The organism is Teichococcus globiformis (assembly GCF_042646265.1).
GTDB lineage: Bacteria > Pseudomonadota > Alphaproteobacteria > Acetobacterales > Acetobacteraceae > Pseudoroseomonas > Pseudoroseomonas globiformis.
In genome coordinates this window covers 261,608-279,429 of the sequence record NZ_JBHRTN010000004.1, presented here as the reverse complement: position 1 = coordinate 279,429, position 17,822 = coordinate 261,608, and the positions used below count along the sequence as shown (strand labels likewise).

Below are 17,822 nucleotides of genomic sequence, written 5' to 3'. Positions count from 1 at the left end.
AGGGCGCGCCACGACCGGTGCACCGCTGGAAGGGTCCAGGAATTCCGTGTCGCCACGCCGCCATCTTGTTCTCATCACGTTTTTCACCGGCAACATCCAGGGTGGTCTGGGACCTTTTCTTGCCACTTGGCTGGCGCAGACCAGGGGCTGGGGGCCGGAGCCCATTGGCTGGCTCAACACGCTGGTAGGGTTGGGCGGGCTGGCCCTGGCCGGTCCGGCGGGTGCGCTGGTGGACCGGCTGAAGCTGCCTCGCCTGCTGCTGGCGCTCGCTTGCGGCGCCATCGTCGTGGGGACGTTGCTGCTTCTGTTTGCCAAGGGTTTCTTCGGAGTGCTGACGGCGCATGGGCTGGCCACCATTGGCGGGATTCTTGTGCTGCCGGCGGTCACCTCCTTCACTCTCGGAGTGGTCGGCAAGAAGGACTTCCCACGGCAGCATGGCCGCAACGAGGCCTTCAACCATGCGGGCATCCTGGTCTCGGCGATGATGATTGCCGGCGGCGGCGCACTGTTCGGGCCGGATATCGCGCTGTTCGTCATGGCGGGCATGGCGCTGGGCGCCGTCCTGGCCGTGGCCGTTGCCCCAGGTAAGGCGTGGAGCGCGGAGCGCGCGACTGGTGAAGAGGATGGTGACCAAAAGGGCGAGGCTACGGAGCAGGAAGGCGGATCTGCGCTGCGGACAGTGCTGACCAACCGGCGCCTGCTGATGCTGGCCTTGGTCCTGGCACTGTTCTCCCTGGGTAATGGCGCCATGCTGTCCCTGGTTGGTCAGCGCGTCGCGGCGGCGGGTGGCAGCGCCACCTCCTGGACCGCCGGTTATGTGATGGCGGCCCAACTCACCATGATCCCGGTTGCACTGTGGGGCGGAAGGTGGGCTGAGAAGCGCGGCGGGCGTCCTCTGATGCTGGTGGCGTGCCTGGCGTTGGGCGTTAGGGCCTTGTTGGCCGCCTGGATCACCGATCCGCTCTGGCTGGTGCCGGTGCAGGTGCTGGACGGCATTGCCTCTGGTCTGATCGGCGTGGCGGTGCCGGTGGTGGTGGCCGACGCTTCCTGGGGTAGCGGACGGACCCAGACGGCGCTTGGTGCCGTTTATGCGGTGCAAGGACTGGGTGGGCAGCTTTCCCACGTGGTGGGGGGTACCCTGGTTGCCTGGATCGGCTGGCAAGCCGCCTTTCTGGCTTTGGCCGTGCCGGTGTTCGGCGCCGTGCTGCTGTCCCTTGGTCTCAGCCGGCCGGCGCGGGACGGACAGGGAAGCGCCCAAGCCGCCTGAGTGTGGCGCTACGGTCGGGTCGGGCGACACTGCCGCCCGGCCCGCTGCTGCTGGCCAGACAGCCGATTCGAATCGCGGGCCTGTCCGCGCTATACCCCGCCGCCCAGTGAACACAGTGCGCCCGGAGTTTGAGCCCTTGGACAGCCTCGATACGCCCGCCCCGGGCCACAACCAGCCGCCGCTTTCCGAAACTGCCGCGGAAGCCGGGCGGCGGCGCACCTTCGCCATCATCGCCCACCCGGATGCTGGTAAAACGACGCTGACGGAGCAATTGCTGCTGCTGGGCGGCGCCATCCAGATCGCCGGCGCCGTGCGCGCGAAGGGCGAGCGACGGCGCACGCGGTCGGACTGGATGAAGATCGAGCAGGATCGTGGCATCTCCGTCGCGACTTCGGTCATGACCTTCGAGTATGCCGGGCAGATTTTCAACTTGCTGGATACGCCGGGCCACGAGGATTTCTCCGAGGACACCTACCGGACGCTCTCCGCTGTCGACGCTGCCGTCATGGTGATCGACGCTGCCAAAGGCATCGAGGCGCAGACCCGCAAGCTGTTCGAGGTGTGTCGCCTGCGTGACATCCCGATCGTCACCTTCATCAACAAGATGGACCGTGAGGCACGGGAGCCGCTGGAGCTGCTTGACGAGATCGAAAAGACCCTGGCGCTGGATGTGACCCCCGCGACCTGGCCGATCGGGTCGGGCCGCGAATTCGCCGGTGTCTATGATCGCCACGATGCCACGTTGCGGATGATGCGCGAAGGCGGCGAGCAGGAGATCACGCTGTCGGGCCCGGAGGATGCGCGCATCGACGGCTTGCTGCCGCATGGCCAGGGCGATGTGCTGCGCGAGGGCATCGAGCTGGTCTCGGTTTATCCGGATTTCGAGCTGGACAGCTTCCGCGAGGGGCACCTGACGCCGATCTATTTCGGTTCCGCCCTTCGCGGCTTCGGAGTGAAGCACCTGTTGGACGGGCTGGCGAAGTTTGCGCCCTCGCCCTCATCCCGCCGTGCCGATGCCCGGCTGGTAGAGCCTGATGAAGAGAAGCTCACCGGCTTTGTCTTCAAGATCCAGGCCAACACAGACCTCAATCACCGCGATCGCGTGGCTTTTCTGCGCGTCTGTTCCGGGCGCCTGCGCAAGGGCGCCCGGCTGAAGCAGGTGCGAACCGGAAAGAGCATCCCCGTCAACGCACCGCTCTTCTTCTTTGCCAAGGAGCGGCAGGTGGCCGAGGAAGCCTGGCCCGGCGACGTGGTTGGCATCGCCAATCACGGCACGCTGCGCATCGGCGACACGCTGACCGATGGCGAGGAGCTGAACTTCCGCGGTGTGCCCTCCTTTGCACCGGAAATCCTGCGCCGCGTCCGGTTGGATGACCCGATGCTGGCCAAGAAGCTGCGCAAGGCGCTGGACCAGCTGGCCGATGAAGGTGTGGTGCAGGTTTTCCGTCCGCTGGATGGATCGCAGCCGGTGGTGGGAGTGGTCGGGCAGCTCCAGCTCGACGTGCTGGCCAGCCGCATGATGGCGGAGTATGGCGTCAACATCACCTTCGAACCGACCTCCTGGTCCACCATGCGCTGGGTGGCGTCCAAAGAGAGTGGCCCCGAAGCGCGCGCCGTGCTGGAGCGCTTCCTGCGAAGCGCGCCCAGCCAGATGGCCGAGGATCACGACAATGAGCCGGTGGCCTTCTTCACCTCCGACTGGGGGCGCCGCCGAGCGGAGGAGGAATGGCCGGCGCTGAGCTTCCTGTCGCTGCGCGAGCAACATGGGGTGGGCGAGCAAGGCTGAAGCCCTCCGCTCGGACCTTGTTCAGTCCTCGCCGCAAGTGAGCATGGCCTGCACCCGCACGGAGGCGGGATCGAGGCGGGCCTGACGGCCCAGCACCACGCATTCGGGATGCGGCAGGCGTGCCTTGCGCCGGTCGAATTCGGTGCTGGCGCCTTGCCAGCCCTGGCCGAGCTGTGGCTCGAACAGGCTGGCCGGATCGAGTCCGAGAAACTCGTAGAGCTCGCTGAGCCGCGCCGTCGGAACCTGCATCTCGGCCAAAGTCGGGATCACGGCGCTGACGGTTTGCAGGTCCTGCACCGTCCATTCTTCCCTTCTGCGCCCGGCGAGATCCTGCAGCATGGCGCGCGTCAGCGGATCAATGCGCGGGTCACGCAGCATGGCCAGGATGCGCGGCGGCAGGAGGCGCTGCGGCTGGAGGTCGGGCGCGTAGCGCGGGGGCGGCGCGGCCATGATGTTGGCGGGCGGCGGCGGCGGTGGAGACCGGGTGATCAGGCCGGGAATGCCGCCCGGCACGGCTTCGCGGATCGACTGGCAGGCGGGGCCGCTCGAGCCTGGCCCGCACAACGCGGCGGGGGCATCGGGCTGGCCGGGAAGGGTGACCGGCCGTTGCGCCAGGGCAGCGGTCGACAGAAAGGCCAGCGCCGCGATGATGACCTGGCTAGCGCGCACTGGCCGCCCCAGGGCCGAATTGCTGCACCTGGATCGTTCCCGCGCGGCCGCTCTGCGTGATGGCGATGCCGGCGCCGCCCGTCTGGTTGGCCTCGGCCTGCAACCCGCCTCCGAACTGGCGGATGGTGGCGGTGTTGCCGATGCCGCGTTGCAGAATGGTGGCACGGTTGCCTTCGCCCGATTGCCGCGTCTCGGCAAAGTTGCCATCGCCCTGCTGGAGGGTCTCGGCGAGGTGGCCGCCGGATTCGATGCGGAGACGGTGCGACGGTTGTTCCGTGTAGGCGGGACTGCCCTGCGCCGCCGCCGCGGAGGTGATCGCCATGGTCAGGAAGATCGGAAGGACGCGCATGGGCATTCACGTTCCAGTCTGGGAAGAGGACCCGGCCGGCTCGGGATGATGCCCGATCCGCCCGGGAACTGCCCACCATCGGAGATGGTGGGCGGAGGCTTCAGTTCTGGGTCTGCTTGATGGTGTTGAAGCTGCCACCGAGCTGGCTGGCATTGGCCACGTTGTGGTTGCCGGCCTGGAACTGGGCGATCTTGTTGCCCAGCCCGCCATCCTGGTAGGCGAAGGCCTTGTTGTTGTCGCGGTACTGGGTCTGGGTGATGCTGTTGCTGGCGCCGCCCAGCTGCTCGGCATAGGTGAAGTTGTGGTTGCCGTCCTGGTACTGGGTGACGGAGCTGCCGAGGCTGCCGCCCTGGTAGGAATAGGCCTCGTTGTGGCGCCCCTTCTGGGTCTGGAGCGCCGTGTTGCCCGCGCCGCGCACCTGCTCGGCCTTGGCCTTGTTGTTGTTGCCGTCCTGGTTCTGCACGATGCGGCCACGGCTTGTGCTCACCTGCAGCGCCACGGCGTCATTGCTGTCGCCCTTCTGGAACTGCTTGGCGCTGTTATCGATGCCGGCGAGGAAGCCGCCGCCAGTCTGCGCAGCGTAGGCCGAGTTACCCCGGCCCTGCTGGTTCTGCAGGATGTCGGAGCCAGTCTGCGAGGTCTGCAGGGCATTCGCCTTGTGGTGGTCGCTGGTCTGCACCTGCTCGATGATCGAGAGGGTGCTGTGCTCCTGCCGGGCGCGCGCATCGTTATGATCGGCTGCAAAGGCCGCGCCGGACAGGGCCATCAGGGCAGCGCTGGCGAGAAGGATCTTACGCATCGTCGTTTCCTGTGAGTGGATGTTTGTGGATCTGGTAGTCAGGAGCGCCCGTCCTGGCGCGTGCCGGACGTGGTGCCGGGCCCGCTCTGCGGTGCCTCGGCGCTGACCACGGCCGGAACCTCTCCGTCGCGCGTCGCGAGGTAATCCTCGATCATCGCGCGACCTTGCGCTTCGTCAGCGAAGCGCCAGTACCCCTTGTCGGCGCCGTCCAGGATCATGCCGTGGACGGCTTTCTCGATCGCCTGGCGCACGGCCAGCTGGCGGGGTTCGTTGGTGGTGACGCCGCCCTCGATCTGCAGCAGCTTGTTCCAGCCGACATAACGGTTGGCGAGGCCCTGCAGGGCGACGGAATAGATGGTCTTGTCGGCGGTGACGCTGACCAGCACTTCGCCACTGGCGATGCTGACGGCGCGCAGATAAACCGAGACATTGTCTCGCCGGTATTCCGTGCTGCCGCCGATGCCGAGGAAGCTGGCCCCGGCGCCGCCGGTCAGAACGTTGCTGTCGTAGCCGATGATTCCGCCGGTCAGCATGATGCCGGCATTGCGCAGCGGTGCCAGCGGCGGCAGGGGCTGCCCATCGGCGCCCAGATGCTCGGCGCGGTTCGCACGGATGATCTGCCGCTCCTGCAGCAGGTCGGCCAGGCGATTGCGCTCCAGCACATGGAACCAGCGATTGGCACCGCCTGCATCCCTCAGCGCGTTGATCAGGATGGACGCGCCACCTTGCGTCACGGCGAAGCTGTATTCCGCGAAGTTCTCATTCGGACGGTGCTGTCCCGTCTGGTCCTGGAAATTGAACACCGCGACATCGAGACGCTGGGCCGGTGCCGGCAGACCACGCAGCGCATCGCGGCTCTCGGTACGGGCGCCGAAGGTCGGGCTTTCCGCCATCATGGTGGCGGGCGTGGTGCCGCAGGCGGCAAGGGTCAGCAGTCCGGCCGCGGCCATCGCCGCGCGGAAGGATCTCGGGCTCATGATGTTGTCGGTCCGTGGGCGGGCGGGAAGGTGGAGCGGTCAGAAGCTCGGGACGGGGATCTGGATGTTGGTCCGTCCGCCGGTTGCGGCCTCGGTGATGTCGATGGTGATCTGCCCGCCGGTCCGGCGGAAATCGACGCGCGTGCCGCCCACGTTGAAGGTGCCACTATCGCGTGCATTCTCGCCCAGGATCTGCTGCCCCACTGTGGCGGCCACCTGGCTCAGCAAGCTGGATGTGATCTGACGTTCGAACTGCGAGGCAGGATCGGTGCCACCGTTCAGTGCCGTTTGCTCCCGGCGCTGTTTTTTAGCTTCCGGGCTTTCCGAGTAGCGAAAGTTGTTGGCGCCGGCGAGGCCGAGCAGATAGCTGCCGTTCAACGGGTTGCCGCCAAAGGACGGGTTTACCGGCTGGTAGACCAGATCCCGAGCCGTGGCGGGCGCAACGCCTCCGAGAACTGTGCCGAGAGCAAGCGTCGTGACCATCGCTCTTTGCCGAAGCTTCCGCATCGTTCTGGTTCTCTCCCCGTTTCTGTTTGGAGATTATTCATATCTTTTGAGACGCTCCAAGCGGAAAACGGCTAGGTTTCGTTAGCACTCATCAACAAAAAGTTGGGCTAAAACCGTTGCGGCGCATGACAGCCACAGCGCCCGGCAGTGAGGCGGTGGCGCGTTCAGGATCGGCGGAGACGCTTCTCGTATCGCCCCTGGCGCAGGGTTCCGCATTGCTCACGGGCGCCTCCCCGACAGTGAAATGGAAGCGCCCATGTGGCCGCCGCGCGAAGGCAGCAACGGGACGGAAGGGGCAAGACGTAACTATTCAGGCCGCAAGCTTGGTGCGGTGTCCTAGGCCCTTCCGTTGGCCACGGTGCTGCGGTGGGTGGGCACGGCGCAAAAGGCGGCCCCGCCGTACGGGGCAGCCCGGCCCGCCTGATGCCGCCCTTGCAGACTGATCGCAGGCGCTGCCGCTACACGCCATACCCGGCGAGCCGCGGGAGCCACAGTGCAATGCCGGGGAAGGTGATGATCAGCGCCGTGCCGAGAGCCAGCATCAGCATGTAGGGAATGATGGAACGGTTGATCTCGCCGAGCGGCGCCCCGGTGATGGCCTTGATCACCACGAGGTTCATCGCCACGGGCGGCGAGATCAGCGCCATCTCCAGGCTCAGCGTCAGGAGCACGCCGTACCACACCTTGTCGATGCCCAGCGCGTCCAGCACCGGCAACACCGCCGGCATGGTCAGCATGATGATGGAGAAGCTTTCCAGGACCAGCCCCAGCAGGAACAGCAGCACCATCATGGCGATGATGAAGCCGGTGGGCGAAAGCTTCCAGTCGGCCACCAGCGCCGTCAGCTCCTGTGGCACTTGCAGCTTGGTCAGCATGTAGCCGTAGATGGCGGCTGCAGCGATGATCATCAGCAGCATGGCACTGGTGCGCGTGGCTTCCTGTACGCCGTCCAGCAGGTCGCGCCAGGTGAGTGTGCGGTAGATCAGCGCGGCGATCAGGATGGCGTAGAGCGTGCCGGTCCCAGCCGCCTCCGTCGCGGTGAAGATGCCGAGATAGATGCCGCCCAAAACAAAGATCGGCAGCGACAGCGACCAGCCGGCGCGGGCCATAGCGATGGCCGGGTTCTCCGGGGGCGGCGCGTCGGCAGGCGCGACGGCATGGCTCTCCGTCAGGAAGCAGTACAGCGCGAACATGCCGGCCATCATCAGCCCGGGGATCACGCCGGCCAGGAACAGCGCGCCGACACTGGTTTCCGTGACGTAGGCGTAGAGCACCATCGGCGCCGAGGGTGGAATCAGGATGCCCAGCGTGCCACCGCCGGCCACCACTCCAAACGCGCCCCGGCGGCTCATGCCGTAGCGCAGCATCTGCGGAATGGCGATCTTGCCTACCGTCAGCGCCGTCGCGACCGAAGAACCGGAGATCGCGGCGAAGATGGTGCAGGCCGCGACAGTGGCGATGCCGACGCCGCCGCGCACGCCGCGCAACATGGCGAAGGCGGCGGAGTAAAGGTCATCGACCACCCGCCCCCGCACCATCACATGCGCCATGAACATGAAGAGCGGAATGGCAACGAGCAGATAACCGTCGATCTGACCGAGCACGATCTCGCCTAGGGCGGGCAGGCCGCCCTCGACCCAGAGCAGCACGCTGAGCGGCAGCAGAAACAGCGCCGCGAACATCGGCATGCCCAGATACAGCAGCACCAGCAAGGCCGCCAGCAGCAGGAAAAAGGTCATGGAGCTCTCGTCACTCGCCGCGGGCGAGGGTGTCGCGCGGCAATTCCGCGGTGCTGTCCGTCAGGTGATCGGGTTCCCCGCCCAGGATCAGCAGCGCGGCCTGGCTCAGCGCCACCAGCATCAGCAGAAAGGCGCCCACCGGCAGCAGCGCCTGCACCCACCAGACAGGCACGCCCTCGATCTCGGTCATGATGCCGATCATGCGGCTGAAGGCCACCGTTTCCAGTCCCGATTGCAGCAGCAAAAAGGCGATCAGCGCGACGGACAGCGTGCCGAAGAGGTGTGAGGCCCTGCGCGCAACGCCCGTGAGCCGCCCGGTCAGCACATCCACGCCGATATGCTCGAAGCGACGCTGCGCTTCCGGTGAGGCCAGCATCACGATGGCGATCACAAGCCAGCCCGCGCAGCGGTCGAGCACCGGCAACGGTGTGCCGGCGAAGTAGCGCGCCGCGACGGACACGCAGACCAGCGTCAGGCACAGCAGCGTGGCGCCGCCCGCGATCCAGGCCGCGATGCGCGACAGCAAGCCGGCGCCCCGGGCAATGCCATGGGTGGCAGGCCGCATCACAGGGCCTTCAACGCGTCGAGCACGCCCTGGCCGTTCTCCGGCGCCAGGCGCAGAAAGGCATCCACCACCGGCTTCTGCATCACGCCGGCCCAGGTCGCGGCTTCCTCGGCGGTTTGTTCGTGCACCGTCATGCCCTTCTCGCGCAGCTCGGTGACGGCGCGGCTGGCGACCTCCTCGGTGAGCGGGAACTGCTCCTGCTCGGTGGCCTGCGCTGCCTTGGTCAGCACGTCCTGCTGAGCCGCGGCGAGGCCGCTCCACCAGCGGGGGTTCACGTACACATGGGTCAGCGCGCAGAAATAGGGTGCGGCGGTGCCGTATTTCTGGAATTCGTAGAATCGACGGGAAACGCCGGCTGACAAGTCAGTCAGCCCCGCATCCAGCACACCGGATTGCAGTGCCTGGGGCACTTCGGGCCCGGGCATCGCGGAGGGTGCCGCACCGGCCGCGGCGAGGCCATGATCAGTGAGGGCATTGAGGCCACGGATCTTCAGGCCCCGGAAATCTTCGACCTTGACGATCGGCCGGGCATTGCTGGTGAAGATTGCCTGACGCGTGGTGTAGAGCCACATCAGGTTGCGCACCGCACGCTTCTGCAGCAATCCCTCGAGCCGGCGAGCGGCATCCGAGCCGGGGAACTTCCTGATGCGCTGCAGATCGGTGAAGAGGTAGGGCAAGGAAACCGCACTCATCTCCGGCAGGGTGTTGCCCCACTGGATGTTCACAGCTGCCGCCGCTTCAAAGGCGCCGCGTGCCACACCGGGAAAGTTCTCGTTCGCCTTGGCGAGCTGCTCGGCAGGAAAGACCTGCACGTTGATGCTGCCCGCGCTCTCGTTCTTCACCCGTTCAGCGAAACGGGCGATCGCCTGGCCCATGTGGTGGGCGGGCGGATACTGGTGCGACAACCGCATGGTGACGGCGGCCGGTTGCGCCCGCGCCAGCGAAGGGGTGGCCAGACCGGCGGCTGTGGCCAGCAGCATTGAGCGGCGGAGCATGGGCATGTTTCCCCGGTTACATTCTCACGGGGGATTTGCGTCGGAGCCTCGGCCCAGGTCAACTGGTCCGCAGTATTTTCAGCAAGCACTTGCCGAATGGAAGACCCGTTTGTTCCAAGAGGAACCAGGGCGGCGCAATTTTGCAGCGTGTCCGGGAGAGGGCGCCTCGCTTGGCGCTGCAAGCTGAGCAGAACCGTCATCGCCGCGAAGACAAGGCAACAGACGATCATGACCGCACCGGAAGACGTGCAGCACACAGCGATGAAGGGGGATTCCGGCGGATGGTGGGCGCGACAGGGATTGAACCTGTGACCTTCCCCGTGTCAGGGGGACGCTCTCCCGCTGAGCTACGCGCCCATCGACCGGGCCGGGTGTCTATCGCGGCGGCGCGAACAGGGCAAGTGCTCAGTGTGCCGGCAATACCGGAAAAAGCATGCGGCGCGTCGAATCGTGACAGCGGCGCGTCGCTGTGGCTTGATCTGCCAATCTGCCGCTACCCTTTTGTGGATCGTACCGCGCCCGACCCTATGGACCTTCACGCGCCCAGCATCACCGAAACACCGCAGCCCGGCCCTTTCCTGCTGCTGCGGCCGGACTACCAGCGTGCTCCGCTGGTTTTCGCCTCACCCCACTCGGGCCGCCATTACCCGCCGGCCTTTCTGGCCGAATCGCGGCTGGATGCTTTGGCGGTGCGGCGTTCGGAAGACAGTTTCGTGGAGGAGTTGTACAGCGCCGCGCCAGCCTTGGGTGCGCCCCTCCTGGCCGCAACCTTTCCCCGTGTCTTTTGCGACGCCAATCGCGAGCCTTGGGAACTGGACCCCACCATGTTCGACGGGCCGCTGCCGGCCTGGGTCAACAGCGCCAGCCCCCGTGTCGGGGCGGGCCTCGGTACCATTGCCCGGGTGGTCGCCAGCGGCGAGCCGGTTTATCGCCGCCGCATACCCTTTCGCGAGGCGGAAGAGCGCGTCCAGGGTTGCTGGCAACCCTACCACGCAGCGCTGGGGGCCTTGATCGCCGAAACCAAGGCGGAATTCGGCTGTTGCCTTGTGATCGACTGCCATTCCATGCCGGCGCATCCGGCGCATGGCGTCAACGCCCCGGACATGGTCCTGGGCGATGCGCACGGCACCTCCTGCGCCCCGCGCGCCGTGCGGCGGGTGGAGGAGCAGCTCTGGGCCATGGGCTACCGGGTCCGGCGCAATGATCCCTATGCCGGCGGCTATGTCACCCGGCACTACGGTCGGCCGCGGGATGCCGTTCATGTGCTGCAGATTGAAACCGCTCGGGCGCTCTACATGAACGAGACCACCATCGAGCGACTCCCGGCCATGTCCCGTCTGCGCGACGACTTCACCGCCCTGATCGCCACACTGATGGCCCTGGACTGGGAGTTCCTGCGGAGCTGATCGGCCGCTTCCCCCGTCGTATCCAGAGCATGGAACAAAAAAAAGGCGATGCCGAAGCATCGCCGAGTTTAGGGAGGAAACGTCCAAGAAAGACAACAACGCAGTGCGTTGCTGCGAGAAGAAACATAGGCGAGAGATCATTCGTATGCAAGCATTTTTTCGCGGTGCAGCACAAATTTTCCGCCACGATGAGCGCGGGCGCCATGCCCTTGATTTGGCTTACCCTTCAGTCTGACCTGGGCCAAAAGAAACCCCGCCGAGGCGGGGCTTATGAGCACCTTGCTCTGAACGCTGGCGGGATCCAGATCCTCAGGCGAGGGCGTCTTCACCATCCAGCACGGCGGCCACCGCATGCACCACCGAGGCGATGCGCACCGCGGCCTGGACGGCTTCCTTGCTCAACCCGCCATGCAGAACGACCTTCTCGTGGCTCTCCATGCACATGCCGCAGCCATTCACGGCTGACACGGCCAGCGACCACAGTTCGAAATCCACCTTTTCAACGCCGGGCTTGCCGATGACGTTCATGCGCAGCTTGGCCGGCATGGTGCCGTAATCGCCGCCCACGAGATGCACGAAGCGGTAGTAGACGTTGTTCATGCCCATGATGGCGGCGGCGGCCTTGGCGGCGGTCAACGCTTCCGGGGAAAGCTTGGCGCCGAACTCGGCGACCAGCGCCTTGGAAACCTCGGCGTTGCGGCTGGCCAGGGCGCTGGCCACGAAAGTGCCGGCGAGCTGCTGCTGGGTCAACACCGGTTCGTTGGAGAGACTGCCGAGGTTGAGCTTCAGGTCCTTGGCGTATTCGGGAAGGCGGGCGCGCAGGGCGTCGAGCGACATGCGAAGGGAACCTCCGGTCGGGTTGAGGCTTGAATTGTCGGGGGATTGAAGGGCTGGCAGGGCCAGCTCCGGGGGTACCGCGCCCGGAAAAAGCGGGGGGCGGACGCGGTGGTCGGACGGGATGGCGACCGGCGGGTCGCCCCGCCGGCCAAAGGATCGAGGAGCCTCAGGCCGCCTCGAAGATCTCCTGCGGCTTCAGGGCCTCTTCGCCCTTGGTCCAGTTGCAGGGGCACAGCTCGTCGGTCTGCAACGCGTCGAGGATGCGCAGCACTTCCTGCGGGTTGCGGCCGACGTTCAGGCCATTGACCGAGGCCCACTGGATCGTGCCCTCGGGATCCACGATGAAGGTGGCGCGCAGAGCCACGCCCTCGTTCTTGTCGAGGATGCCGAGCGCAGAAGAGAGCTCGCGCTTGGTGTCGGCCAGCATCGGAATGGCCAGGTCACGGATGTCGGCGTTGTGGACGCGCCAGTTCAGGTGCACGAACTCGCTGTCGGTCGAGGCGCCGTACAGCGCCGCGTCGCGATCTGCGAACTCTTCGTTCAGCTTGGCAAAGGCAGCGATTTCGGTCGGGCAGATGAAGGTGAAGTCCTTCGGCCAGAAGAACACCACCTTCCACTTGCCTGCATCGGTCTCGTTGGTGATCTGGGTGAAGGACTTGCCGGGGCCCTCGAGGCCTTCGGGGCCAGCCTTCACGGCGGCCAGGTTGAAAGCGGGGAACTTGTCGCCAACCGTCAGCATGCGTGGAAATCCCTTGTCATTCCGGTGTCATTCTTCCGGTGAAGCTCAAGCTCACCGGCCACGCGGCTTGTTATGGATGCTGCACTGCAGCTATGCCAATGAATAGTTTTCGACGAAATGATCGGCTGGCTCGATGACCCCCCTCCCAACTCCGCAACAACTCCGCTATTTGGTTGCCCTGGCCGACCTTGGCCATTTTGGCCGAGCCGCCATCTCCTGCGCCGTTACGCAATCGACCCTTTCTGCCGGCATCATTGCGCTGGAGCGGCAGCTTGGCGCCGCCATCCTGGAGCGGGGCACGGCGAAGCGCCCGGTCTTCACGCCACTGGGGCTCGATCTTGTGCGCCGCGCGAGGGTGGCGTTGGCCGCGCTGTCGGCCTTTGCCGAAGCAGCAGAAGCGGCGCGCGAGCCGCTTTCCGGTCCGCTCCGGCTCGGAGTTATCCCTACTATCGGGCCTTTCCTGCTGCCGCGGCTGATGCCGTTGCTGCGCCGCGCCTTTCCCCGGCTGCAACTCTGGCTGCGGGAAGATCTGACGGAGCGGCTGGGCGAGGATCTGGCCGGTGGACGGCTCGACCTGCTGTTGCTGGCGCTGCCCGCCGCCATTCCGGACGCCGAGACGCTGCGCATCGCCGAAGATCCTTTTCTCGCGGCGCTGCCGCCAGGACACCGCCTCGCATCGGAAAAGGCTGTGCCGCTCTCGGCGCTGGGCGGCGAGCGGCTGCTGCTGCTGGAGGATGGGCATTGCCTGCGCGACCACGCCCTGTCGGCCTGCGGCCTGCCAGGCGCGGGGGGCGGGGATAGTTTCGCCGCCACCAGCCTGCACACCTTGGCGCAGATGGTGGCCGGCGGCCTCGGCGTCACGCTGTTGCCCAGGCTCGCGGTGGATGGTGGGGTTGTTGCCGGCACGCCCGTGGTGCTGAAGCCGCTGGCGGAGCCGGAAGGGCGGGAGCTGGGGCTGGCCTGGCGCGCCCGCTCGCCCCGCGCCGCCGAGTTCCGTGGCATGGCGGAAACCATCGCCGAGGCCATGGCCGGCTGATGCCGCCCAAGGCCACGTCGAACTTGGCGCTGGCCGACAGGCGATCGGCAGGTTCATCTTCTCCGGCGTGGCGTCCAGCGGAGCGATGGCGCCGGTGGCGGCCATCCGGTGGGGCAGCTCGACAGGCGGGTCGGCATTGATGCTGGAGAAGCCATCGGCAAGTTCCGCCTTCCTCGTGGATCACGAAGCGGGCGGGGTTCAGCGGCTGGCCCTGCAGAAGGACATGGCTGCCGATCGGGGCAAGGCTTCCAGCGCAAAGTCGGGCCCGGCGGTGGTGGCAGGCAGCTCCACCCGAACCTCCATGCTGTATCGATCAGGCCGAAGGCACTCTGTAGCTTCAGCCATTCCCGATACGAAGGATGTTGCCAGTACGGTGTTGCGGAACTGATCGTCGCCCTGGCCGTCAAGCGCGATGTTCAGGAAGCCTGACGGTGCATGGACCGGTTCGATGGCTCCGCGCATCATGCAGGTCTCGACGTCACCGTGACCCACGATGGGCTTGCGATCGTGATAGGTGCTCGCCCGCCAAAGCCTGCACAAGCATCGACCTAATGGCCTCAGATGCCGCCGGCCCGGCAGGGCGAGGATGGTGTCTCACCGGCTGCGGTCATGGATCATCCTGCTGGGCGGCCCGACAGGCCAGGCCGGCAAATGGCGGCACAGTCCGGAGGAGTGGTGTGCCGCACCGAAACTCTGCCCTGAAAGGCCGGCTCCGGCGTAGGGTTTGTTCCGCACTCTGCCCTCGACAACCGTTTTTTTACTGTAACGACAGGGTGATTTCCGGCGCGGTGGTGAAATGGGCACAACGACAGGAAGGCGGACTAGAGCGAGAGCGCGGGCAGAAGGTGGGTTACGATGGTTGGCGAGCAATGATGGCGGCATCGCCTGTGGTGACTGGGCACGACGTGAAGGCCGCACCGGCCAGGCGATCGAATGGCAAGCGAGGGAAAGCAAGCAGCAACGTGGCCGCTTCGCCATGCGTTAGGTCCAGCGTGATAAACAACGACAACGAGATTTTGCGGGTGCTGCTGCGCGAGGTGGTTCGCCGCCGCCACCAGGGCCGCGGCGCTGCCGGAATGAATGGATGGCGTGGCGAGCTGTTTCGCGTGCTGCAGGCCATGGCGCGGCGAAATGGTTGACATCCGCGTGCCGCACCCCTAAACGCGCCGGCTCGAAGAGGGTTGGTCATGAAGATCCGGAACAGCTTGAAGAGCGCCAAGACGCGCGACAAGAACTGCGTCGTGGTTCGCCGCCGCGGCCGTCTTTACGTGCTGAACAAGAAGAATCCTCGCATGAAGGTCCGCCAGGGCTGATTGCGGCAGGCGCTTCGGCGTCTGCATGGGTTTGCGAGATGCAGCGACGCCGGTGCCCTAAGGCTCCGGCGTCGCTTGCGTTTCCGGCTCCTGCTTTGCCGTCCTTCTTGTGCCTCGCCCTGCGGCGCCCCATCCTCCGAGGCAAATGACGAGGAGGAAGGCGCATGATCGCCCTGCCGGCACCCGACCCCCGGATCCTGCAGCGCCGGGACGAGATTCTGGGCGCGCTCCAGGCCATCCTGCCGGAGGGGCCGTTCGGCCCGGCCGTGATCGGCGACCCGGTGCGGTTGCGCGCCTATGAGACAGACGGGCTTTCCGCCTACCGCCAGCCGCCGCTGGCCGTCGTGCTGCCCGAAAGCACCGAGCAGGTGGCCGCCGTGCTGCGCTACTGCCAGGCGGAGGGCATCCGCGTCGTGCCGCGCGGTGCGGGAACCAGCCTGTCCGGGGGCGCACTGCCATTGGCCGATGCGGTGGTCATCGGGCTGATGCGGATGAACCGCATCCTGGAGGTCGATTACGAGAACCGGCTGGCGGTGGTCGAGGCCGGTGTGACCAATCTCGGCATTACCCAGGCGGTGGCGGAGGAGGGGTTTTTCTACGCCCCTGACCCATCGAGCCAGCTCGCCTGCATGATCGGCGGCAACGTCATGATGAACTCGGGCGGCGCGCACTGCCTGAAATACGGCGTCACCGCCGGCAATCTGCTGGGGGTCACCTTTGTCACCATAGAGGGGGAGGTGATCCGCATTGGCGGCGGGCACCTGGATGCCGCGGGATACGACTGGCTGGGGCTCATCACCGGCTCGGAAGGACAACTCGGCCTGGTCACCGAGGTCACGGTGCGCATCCTGCGCGCCGCCGAGGGGCAACGCGCCATGCTGGCTGCCTTCCGCTCCAACGAGGTGGCCGGGGAGGCGGTGGACGCCATGATCGGCAGCGGCATCATTCCCGTGGCCCTGGAATTCATGGACCGCCCCGCGATCCATGCTTGCGAGGTCTTCGCCAATGCCGGGTATCCGCTGGATGCGGAGGCCATGCTGATCATCGAGGTCGAGGGCAACACGGAAGAGCAGGATGACCTGCTGGGCCGCCTCGCGGAAATCTGCAATCGCTTCGATCCCATCAGCCTGCGGGTGGCCGAAACCGCTGAGCAGAGCCTGGCCATCTGGAAGGGGCGCAAGGGTGCCTTCGGCGCCGTGGGGCGCATCAGCCCCGACTATCTTTGCATGGACGGGACGATTCCCACGGGCGAGCTGCCGCATGTGCTGCGGCGGATCGGCGAGATGTCGGACAGCTACGGCCTCAAGGTCGCCAACATCTTCCATGCCGGCGACGGCAATCTGCACCCGCTGATCATGTTCGACGCCAACAACCCCGAAAGCTTCCTCAAGGCCGAGGCCTTCGGTGCCGACATCCTGAAGCTTTGCGTCGAGGTGGGCGGCTGCCTCACCGGCGAGCACGGCGTCGGCGTCGAGAAGCGCGACCTGATGAACGTCCAGTTCACCGAGGCCGAGCTGACCCGGCAGCGCGCCATCAAGACCGCCTTCGATCCCGCCTGGCTGCTGAACCCCGCCAAGGTCTTTCCGCTGGAAAACAACCCGTTGCTGGAGCGCGCCCGATGAGCCAGCCGATCCGCCCCGCCGATGAGGCGGGCGTGGTGCAGGCGGTGCGCAGCGCGGTGGCGGACGGCACACCCCTGGCGATCGAGGGCAACGGCTCCAAGCGAGGCATGCTGCGCCCGGTGCAGGCGGCAGCGACGCTGTCGCTGGCCGGGTTGTCTGGCATCACCCTCTACAAGCCCGCCGAGCTGGTGCTGTCGGCCCGCGCCGGTACGCCGGTTGCCGAGATCGAAGCTGAGCTCCTGCGGCACAACCAGATGCTGCCCGCCGAGCCGCCGGATTTTGCCGCGCTGTTTGGTCACGAGCGTGGATCCACCATTGGCGGCATGGTGGCGGCCAACCTGTCCGGGCCGCGGCGCATCGGGCCGGGCGGCGCTCTGCGCGACCAGCTTCTGGGTGTGCGTGCAGTGACCGGGGATGCGGAGGTGATCCGCTCCGGTGGGCGCGTGCATAAGAACGTCACGGGACTTGATCTGTGCAAGCTGCTCGCCGGCAGCCATGGAACCTTGGCCGTGCTGACGGAGGTGACGCTGAAGCTCGCCCCGCGGCCGGAAGCGCAGGCGACGCTTGCCGTGACCGTCAACAGCCTGGCCGAGGGCGTGGCGGCCCTTTCCGCCGGCCTGGGCAGTCCTTTCGGCGTCAGCGGTGCCGCTCTGCTGTCCAGGGGCTTACCGGATGGCAAGCAAGATGGCGGGAGGCCTGCCGCATTGTTGCGGCTGGAAGATTTCACGCGTTTCCTGTTCCGCCGGACACAAGCCTTGCAGAAGGTGCTGGAGCCCTTTGGAACCGTTCGGCTCCTGGAGGTGGAGCCATCCAGCCGGCTTTGGCAAGGTGTGAGGGACGCAACGCTACTCCAGGCGGCGCCGGATCAGGCTGTGTGGCGCATCTCGGTAAAGCCGTCCTTCGCGCCGGAGGTTGCCAGGCGGATCGGTGACGCCTTTGAAGCGCGGATGCTGTTCGATTGGGGCGGCGGCCTGATCTGGGTGGCCGGTCCCGCCGAAACCGGCTCTCATGTGGCGGTGATGGCGGCGGTTGCCGAGGCAGGCGGCGTGTTCACCTTGTTCCGCGCGCCCGACCCGATGCGGACCGTGCTTCCCGTGTTGCCTGAGGAGGTGCCGGCGCTGGCAGCCATTGGCGCCAGGGTGCAGCGGACCCTGGATCCGGGCGGACTGCTCAATCCGGGTCGCATGCGCGCGGCCGGGGTCGCCGGCTGAACACC

19 protein-coding genes and 1 tRNA gene are annotated in these 17,822 nt (G+C 66.5%); 8 read left to right on the top strand and 12 right to left on the bottom strand.

What is annotated here, in order from left to right; genetic code table 11:
- The first annotated feature begins 46 nt into the window (after positions 1-46).
- Both ACFOD4_RS03190 and ACFOD4_RS03185 read left to right on the top strand, forming a co-directional pair.
- Positions 47-1,267 carry an MFS transporter gene (locus tag ACFOD4_RS03190; RefSeq protein ID WP_379594089.1) on the top strand — a complete coding sequence of 407 codons (1,221 nt, stop codon included), beginning with the start codon at positions 47-49 and terminating at the stop codon, positions 1,265-1,267.
- Positions 1,268-1,403: 136 nt separating this feature from the next.
- On the top strand, positions 1,404-3,053 hold the full coding sequence (locus tag ACFOD4_RS03185) for a peptide chain release factor 3 (protein ID WP_379594065.1): 1,650 nt from the start codon (positions 1,404-1,406) through the stop codon (positions 3,051-3,053).
- A 21-nt stretch (positions 3,054-3,074) separates the two neighbouring features.
- Here the strand turns inward: ACFOD4_RS03185 and ACFOD4_RS03180 are convergent, their stop codons facing one another.
- From ACFOD4_RS03180 to ACFOD4_RS03140, 9 genes are all read right to left on the bottom strand, one after another.
- Positions 3,075-3,722: a hypothetical protein gene (locus ACFOD4_RS03180; protein WP_379594059.1), complete on the bottom strand. Its 648-nt coding sequence runs from the start codon at positions 3,720-3,722 to the stop codon at positions 3,075-3,077.
- The gene (locus ACFOD4_RS03175; RefSeq protein ID WP_379594043.1) at positions 3,712-4,071 is read right to left on the bottom strand and encodes a hypothetical protein; all 360 of its coding nucleotides are present in this window, start codon (positions 4,069-4,071) and stop codon (positions 3,712-3,714) included. Before ACFOD4_RS03175 ends, ACFOD4_RS03180 begins: the two co-directional genes overlap by 11 nt.
- 100 nt (positions 4,072-4,171) lie before the next feature.
- Complete coding sequence (locus tag ACFOD4_RS03170; RefSeq protein WP_379594041.1) at positions 4,172-4,870, bottom strand: hypothetical protein; 699 nt, start codon at positions 4,868-4,870, stop codon at positions 4,172-4,174.
- A 38-nt stretch (positions 4,871-4,908) separates the two neighbouring features.
- Positions 4,909-5,847 (bottom strand): CsgG/HfaB family protein, encoded by a 939-nt coding sequence (locus ACFOD4_RS03165; protein WP_379594024.1) that lies wholly within the window; start codon positions 5,845-5,847, stop codon positions 4,909-4,911.
- A 39-nt stretch (positions 5,848-5,886) separates the two neighbouring features.
- Complete coding sequence (locus ACFOD4_RS03160) at positions 5,887-6,330, bottom strand: curli assembly protein CsgF (RefSeq protein ID WP_379594020.1); 444 nt, start codon at positions 6,328-6,330, stop codon at positions 5,887-5,889.
- A 482-nt stretch (positions 6,331-6,812) separates the two neighbouring features.
- A complete protein-coding gene (locus ACFOD4_RS03155) occupies positions 6,813-8,093 on the bottom strand; it encodes a TRAP transporter large permease (protein WP_379593988.1) in 1,281 nt (426 codons plus the stop codon).
- Between the two features lie 10 nt (positions 8,094-8,103).
- Positions 8,104-8,658 (bottom strand): TRAP transporter small permease, encoded by a 555-nt coding sequence (locus ACFOD4_RS03150; RefSeq protein ID WP_379593986.1) that lies wholly within the window; start codon positions 8,656-8,658, stop codon positions 8,104-8,106.
- Positions 8,658-9,653 (bottom strand): TRAP transporter substrate-binding protein DctP, encoded by a 996-nt coding sequence (gene dctP / locus ACFOD4_RS03145; protein ID WP_379593982.1) that lies wholly within the window; start codon positions 9,651-9,653, stop codon positions 8,658-8,660. Before dctP ends, ACFOD4_RS03150 begins: the two co-directional genes overlap by 1 nt.
- Positions 9,654-9,935: 282 nt before the next feature.
- Positions 9,936-10,010, bottom strand: a tRNA-Val gene (locus ACFOD4_RS03140).
- Between the two features lie 170 nt (positions 10,011-10,180).
- Between ACFOD4_RS03140 and ACFOD4_RS03135 the strand changes: the two genes are divergently transcribed.
- Positions 10,181-11,059: an N-formylglutamate amidohydrolase gene (locus ACFOD4_RS03135; protein ID WP_379593965.1), complete on the top strand. Its 879-nt coding sequence runs from the start codon at positions 10,181-10,183 to the stop codon at positions 11,057-11,059.
- Positions 11,060-11,368: 309 nt separating this feature from the next.
- On the opposite strand, the gene ACFOD4_RS03130 is transcribed toward ACFOD4_RS03135, so the two are convergent.
- Both ACFOD4_RS03130 and ACFOD4_RS03125 read right to left on the bottom strand, forming a co-directional pair.
- On the bottom strand, positions 11,369-11,896 hold the full coding sequence (locus ACFOD4_RS03130; protein WP_379593939.1) for a carboxymuconolactone decarboxylase family protein: 528 nt from the start codon (positions 11,894-11,896) through the stop codon (positions 11,369-11,371).
- 166 nt (positions 11,897-12,062) lie between these two features.
- On the bottom strand, positions 12,063-12,635 hold the full coding sequence (locus ACFOD4_RS03125; RefSeq protein WP_379593923.1) for a peroxiredoxin: 573 nt from the start codon (positions 12,633-12,635) through the stop codon (positions 12,063-12,065).
- Positions 12,636-12,768: 133 nt separating this feature from the next.
- Between ACFOD4_RS03125 and ACFOD4_RS03120 the strand changes: the two genes are divergently transcribed.
- Complete coding sequence (locus ACFOD4_RS03120) at positions 12,769-13,671, top strand: hydrogen peroxide-inducible genes activator (protein WP_379593917.1); 903 nt, start codon at positions 12,769-12,771, stop codon at positions 13,669-13,671.
- Between the two features lie 198 nt (positions 13,672-13,869).
- Here the strand turns inward: ACFOD4_RS03120 and ACFOD4_RS03115 are convergent, their stop codons facing one another.
- Positions 13,870-14,136, bottom strand: a complete 267-nt coding sequence (locus ACFOD4_RS03115; RefSeq protein WP_379593892.1) for a hypothetical protein — start codon at positions 14,134-14,136, stop codon at positions 13,870-13,872.
- Between the two features lie 527 nt (positions 14,137-14,663).
- Here ACFOD4_RS03115 and ACFOD4_RS03110 point away from each other — a divergent pair.
- The 4 genes from ACFOD4_RS03110 to ACFOD4_RS03095 all read left to right on the top strand — a co-directional run bounded on the left by ACFOD4_RS03110 (position 14,664) and on the right by ACFOD4_RS03095 (position 17,817).
- Positions 14,664-14,810 (top strand): hypothetical protein, encoded by a 147-nt coding sequence (locus ACFOD4_RS03110; RefSeq protein WP_379593874.1) that lies wholly within the window; start codon positions 14,664-14,666, stop codon positions 14,808-14,810.
- A 48-nt stretch (positions 14,811-14,858) separates the two neighbouring features.
- The gene (gene ykgO, locus ACFOD4_RS03105; protein WP_120639961.1) at positions 14,859-14,984 is read left to right on the top strand and encodes a type B 50S ribosomal protein L36; all 126 of its coding nucleotides are present in this window, start codon (positions 14,859-14,861) and stop codon (positions 14,982-14,984) included.
- Positions 14,985-15,148: 164 nt separating this feature from the next.
- The gene (locus ACFOD4_RS03100; RefSeq protein WP_379593866.1) at positions 15,149-16,606 is read left to right on the top strand and encodes an FAD-linked oxidase C-terminal domain-containing protein; all 1,458 of its coding nucleotides are present in this window, start codon (positions 15,149-15,151) and stop codon (positions 16,604-16,606) included.
- Positions 16,603-17,817 carry an FAD-binding protein gene (locus ACFOD4_RS03095; RefSeq protein ID WP_379593846.1) on the top strand — a complete coding sequence of 405 codons (1,215 nt, stop codon included), beginning with the start codon at positions 16,603-16,605 and terminating at the stop codon, positions 17,815-17,817. Before ACFOD4_RS03100 ends, ACFOD4_RS03095 begins: the two co-directional genes overlap by 4 nt.
- The last annotated feature ends 5 nt before the right edge of the window (positions 17,818-17,822 follow it).

Coding starts and splice junctions, on each gene's coding strand:
- ACFOD4_RS03175 (WP_379594043.1), bottom strand. CDS start 4,071: ATGCGCGTCCTTCCGATCTTCCTGACCATGGCGATCACCTCCGCGGCG.
- ACFOD4_RS03170 (WP_379594041.1), bottom strand. CDS start 4,870: ATGCGTAAGATCCTTCTCGCCAGCGCTGCCCTGATGGCCCTGTCCGGC.
- ACFOD4_RS03165 (WP_379594024.1), bottom strand. CDS start 5,847: ATGAGCCCGAGATCCTTCCGCGCGGCGATGGCCGCGGCCGGACTGCTG.
- ACFOD4_RS03160 (WP_379594020.1), bottom strand. CDS start 6,330: ATGGTCACGACGCTTGCTCTCGGCACAGTTCTCGGAGGCGTTGCGCCC.
- ACFOD4_RS03155 (WP_379593988.1), bottom strand. CDS start 8,093: ATGACCTTTTTCCTGCTGCTGGCGGCCTTGCTGGTGCTGCTGTATCTG.
- ACFOD4_RS03150 (WP_379593986.1), bottom strand. CDS start 8,658: ATGCGGCCTGCCACCCATGGCATTGCCCGGGGCGCCGGCTTGCTGTCG.
- dctP (WP_379593982.1), bottom strand. CDS start 9,653: ATGCTCCGCCGCTCAATGCTGCTGGCCACAGCCGCCGGTCTGGCCACC.
- ACFOD4_RS03135 (WP_379593965.1), top strand. CDS start 10,181: ATGGACCTTCACGCGCCCAGCATCACCGAAACACCGCAGCCCGGCCCT.
- ACFOD4_RS03130 (WP_379593939.1), bottom strand. CDS start 11,896: ATGTCGCTCGACGCCCTGCGCGCCCGCCTTCCCGAATACGCCAAGGAC.
- ACFOD4_RS03125 (WP_379593923.1), bottom strand. CDS start 12,635: ATGCTGACGGTTGGCGACAAGTTCCCCGCTTTCAACCTGGCCGCCGTG.
- ACFOD4_RS03120 (WP_379593917.1), top strand. CDS start 12,769: ATGACCCCCCTCCCAACTCCGCAACAACTCCGCTATTTGGTTGCCCTG.
- ACFOD4_RS03115 (WP_379593892.1), bottom strand. CDS start 14,136: ATGATGCGCGGAGCCATCGAACCGGTCCATGCACCGTCAGGCTTCCTG.
- ykgO (WP_120639961.1), top strand. CDS start 14,859: ATGAAGATCCGGAACAGCTTGAAGAGCGCCAAGACGCGCGACAAGAAC.
- ACFOD4_RS03100 (WP_379593866.1), top strand. CDS start 15,149: ATGATCGCCCTGCCGGCACCCGACCCCCGGATCCTGCAGCGCCGGGAC.
- ACFOD4_RS03095 (WP_379593846.1), top strand. CDS start 16,603: ATGAGCCAGCCGATCCGCCCCGCCGATGAGGCGGGCGTGGTGCAGGCG.